This window comes from Geminicoccus flavidas, assembly GCF_009806515.1.
GTDB lineage: Bacteria > Pseudomonadota > Alphaproteobacteria > Geminicoccales > Geminicoccaceae > Geminicoccus > Geminicoccus flavidus.
In genome coordinates this window covers 1-3,119 of sequence record NZ_WUJP01001092.1, presented here as the reverse complement: position 1 = coordinate 3,119, position 3,119 = coordinate 1, and the positions used below count along the sequence as shown (strand labels likewise).

The 3,119-nt window shown below is 70.3% G+C and carries 2 protein-coding genes; one reads left to right on the top strand and one right to left on the bottom strand.

Going from position 1 to position 3,119, the window contains the following annotated elements; translation table 11 throughout:
* On the top strand, nt 1-2,465 hold a 2,465-nt coding region (locus EQG76_RS30940), incomplete at its 5' end, for a thioesterase domain-containing protein (protein ID WP_159719062.1).
* Here the strand turns inward: EQG76_RS30940 and EQG76_RS30935 are convergent.
* The gene (locus EQG76_RS30935; RefSeq protein ID WP_159719061.1) at nt 2,462-3,118 is read right to left on the bottom strand and encodes a Vgb family protein; all 657 of its coding nucleotides are present in this window, start codon (nt 3,116-3,118) and stop codon (nt 2,462-2,464) included. The genes EQG76_RS30940 and EQG76_RS30935 overlap by 4 nt on opposite strands.
* Nucleotide 3,119 lies beyond the last annotated feature (1 nt).

Genomic DNA, 3,119 nt, shown 5'->3' with positions numbered 1-3,119 from the left:
CCCTGCCTGCCCCCGGCCAGCCCCATGCCAAGACCCTCCATGCCTTCGTCGTGCCGGAGGAGGCCGGGGTGGAGGGGGACCTCTGGGCGGGAGTGACAGCAGCGGCCGCGGCGGCAGTGGCGACGACCGCCGTGCCGGTGGAGCCGGCAGTGTTCGACGCGGCCGCCGACCGCCTCGCTCGGTTCACCGCCGGCGCTGCCGCCGATGCACTGGCGAAGCTGGGCGCCTTTGAGCTGCCGGCGGGACCGGATGGGCTGCCGGACATCGACCAGATCATGGACCGCTGCCGGATCGTACCGGGCTATCGCCGCTGGCTCGCCCGCACGATGGCGCTGATCCGTCGCCATGGCCGCGACGCCGCGGCCGACAATCCATTGCGCGACTTCGCGGCGTTCGACCGGTTCGGCTTCGGTGCGGCCGACCTGAAGCTCCTGCAGCGGCTGATTGCCGAACTGCCGGACATCCTGGTCGGCCGGCGGCATGCCGGCGACATCTATCTCGATGCCGGCACGCCTGAGGTCTATGCCAAGCTGTTCCAGGTGCCCTACCAGGTGCTGGGCCGCACGATCCGCGAGCTCGCCGAAGCACAGCCCCTGGCCATCCTGGAGGTGGGCGCCGGGCTCGGCACCACCTTGGCGGGCCTGCAGAGCCAGCTGCCGCTGGACCGCATCACCTATCACTTCACCGATGTCAGCCAGCACTTCATCCACATGGCGGAACGCCGCTTGGGCGATCAGTCCTGGCTGCACCTGTCGCGCGTGGACCTGATGGCGCCGGTGGAGGCGGCGGCCGAGCAGTATGACGTGGTGATCGCCAGCAGCGTGCTGCATGCCGTGCCCGACATCACCACGGCACTGGCCTCGATCCGGCAGCGGCTGCGCCCGGGCGGGGTGCTGGTGATGATCGAGGAGACCCGGTTCCTGCCCTGGTACGACCTGAGCATGGGGCTGCAGTCCGGCTTCGACTCCTTCACCGACCAGGACCTGCGCCAGAACCATCCGCTGCTGGGCCGCGACGCCTGGCGCAGCGTGCTGGCAGGGGCCGGCTTTACCCGGGTCGAGATCCCGTCCGTGCCTGGAAGCATCGGCGAGCGGCTGGGTCTGGACGTGCTCCTGGCCTCGACACCGGCCGTGGCGGCAGGTGCGGTGGCAGAAGGTAGTGGCGGCTTCGGCGCGACGCTGCGCCGGTTCCTGGCCGAGCGCCTGCCCGACTACATGGTGCCCCGCTTCTTCCATCGCCTGCAGCACCTGCCGCTGTCCTCGAATGGCAAGGTCGACCGGGCGGCGCTCGGCCGGGCTGTCGCCGCCGAGGCGCCCGTCGTCGCGGCGCAGGAGCAGCCGGCTACTCCGACCGAGCGGCGCATTGCCGAACTAGTGGGCGAGGTGCTGGGCACGGCGGCCCCATCGCCCAGCCAGTCCTTCTTCGACCTCGGCGCGGATTCGCTGAAGCTCGTCATGGTCCAGCGCCGGCTGCGTGAGGCTGCCGGCCGCTCGCTCGACATGTCGGCGCTGTTCGCCGACCCGACCGTGCGCGGCATCGCCACCGCCCTGGAGCTTCCGGCCGAGGCGGGGCCGGCCGAGCCGCTGGTGATGTTCGGCGACCCCGCCGGCAGGCAGATCCTGTTCACCGTGCCGGGCGTGGTGGCGCTGCCCTATTATCTGCGTGGCCTAGCCCAGCATCTCGGGCCCGACCTGGCCCTGGCCGGCCTGCAGCTGCCGGGCTTCTTCGGCGGCGAGGCGCCGCTCGACCGGATCGAGGCGCAAGCGGCCTATCTCGTCGCCGCCGTGCGCGTCCGCCAGCCGCGCGGCCCTTATCTGCTGCTGGGCCACTCCTATGGCGGCCACGTGGTCTATGAGGCCGCCCGTCAGCTCCGCTTCCAGGGCGAGGAGATCGCGTTCCTGGGCATGCTCGACACGGTCGTCACCGAAAGCAGCCTGGACGACTTCCAGAACGACCAGGTCGCCCAGGGCTCCATCGTCCGCGCTCTCTACGCCCTCTATGGCGACCGGCTGCCGGAATCGCTGGACCAGATCCGCAGGCTGCCGCCCGAGGAGCAGATGGCCCGCACGATGCGCGCCCTGGCTGAGAGTGGCCTAGTCGACCTGGACGTGGCGCTAGACGGCCTGCTCGCCGTGTTCAAGGCCAATTTCCGTGCCATGGTGGCCTACCAGCCCCGAGGCTACGAAGGCCCGCTCACCCTGTTCCGGACCGAAGGCGGCTTTCCCGAGGAATACCGGAACTATGAGAGCGGCCGTGCGCTCGAGGACCCGGCTCTGGGCTGGACGCCCTTAGTCCAGGGGAAGGTGACCGTCGAGCTGGTGCCGGGCGACCATCTGGGCATGCTCGACGCGGAGCGGCTGCCGCACTTGGCCGCCATGCTCAAGTCGCATGTCCTGGCACGACCCAGCGTGGAAGCGTGGAAGGATTGCCGGAGGCCGCCGAACCGGCCTGAGCATCCGTTCTAGGTGGAACCGCCGGCCTGGGCTTTCCGCGGCCGGCGGATGGCTCTCAGCCTGCCGCTCAGGCCTCCGCCACAGAAGAACCGTTCGCCGCCGTCGGACTCCAGCCCCGACACGCCCAGGCCCCGTGGCAGGACGAGGGATTCCAGGACCCCGCCGGTCCGAGGATCGACCCGCCTGAGCTCGCTCTCGTCGTCCTCCCAGGTGCCGTGCCAGAGTTCGTCTCCGGCCCAGGTGACGCCGGTGACGAAGCGGCTGGATTCGATGGTGCGCAGGATCGCACCGGTCTTCGGGTCGAGCTGATGGATCTTCCGGCCCCGGTACCCGCCTACCCAGAGCGTGCCTTCCGCCCAGGCGAGACCCGAGCTGTCGTCACCGTCCGGTGCCGGGATCGTGGCGACGATCTGGCCGGTGGTGGGATCGATCCGGTGGATGCGGTCCTGGGCGAGCTGGAACAGGTGACGGCCGTCGAAGGCGGTGCCGGCATTCGCTGGGACCTCAAGCGAGCGCACGATCCGGCCGCTCAGGGGATCGAGCGCGTTGAGCCGGTCGCCCGAGGCGAACCAGACATGGCGGCCATCGAAGGTGACCCCGTGCACGGCATCGACGCCGGCAAAGGGTCCGTATTCCTGCAGGATGTCGACGGGTGCTCTGGTCATG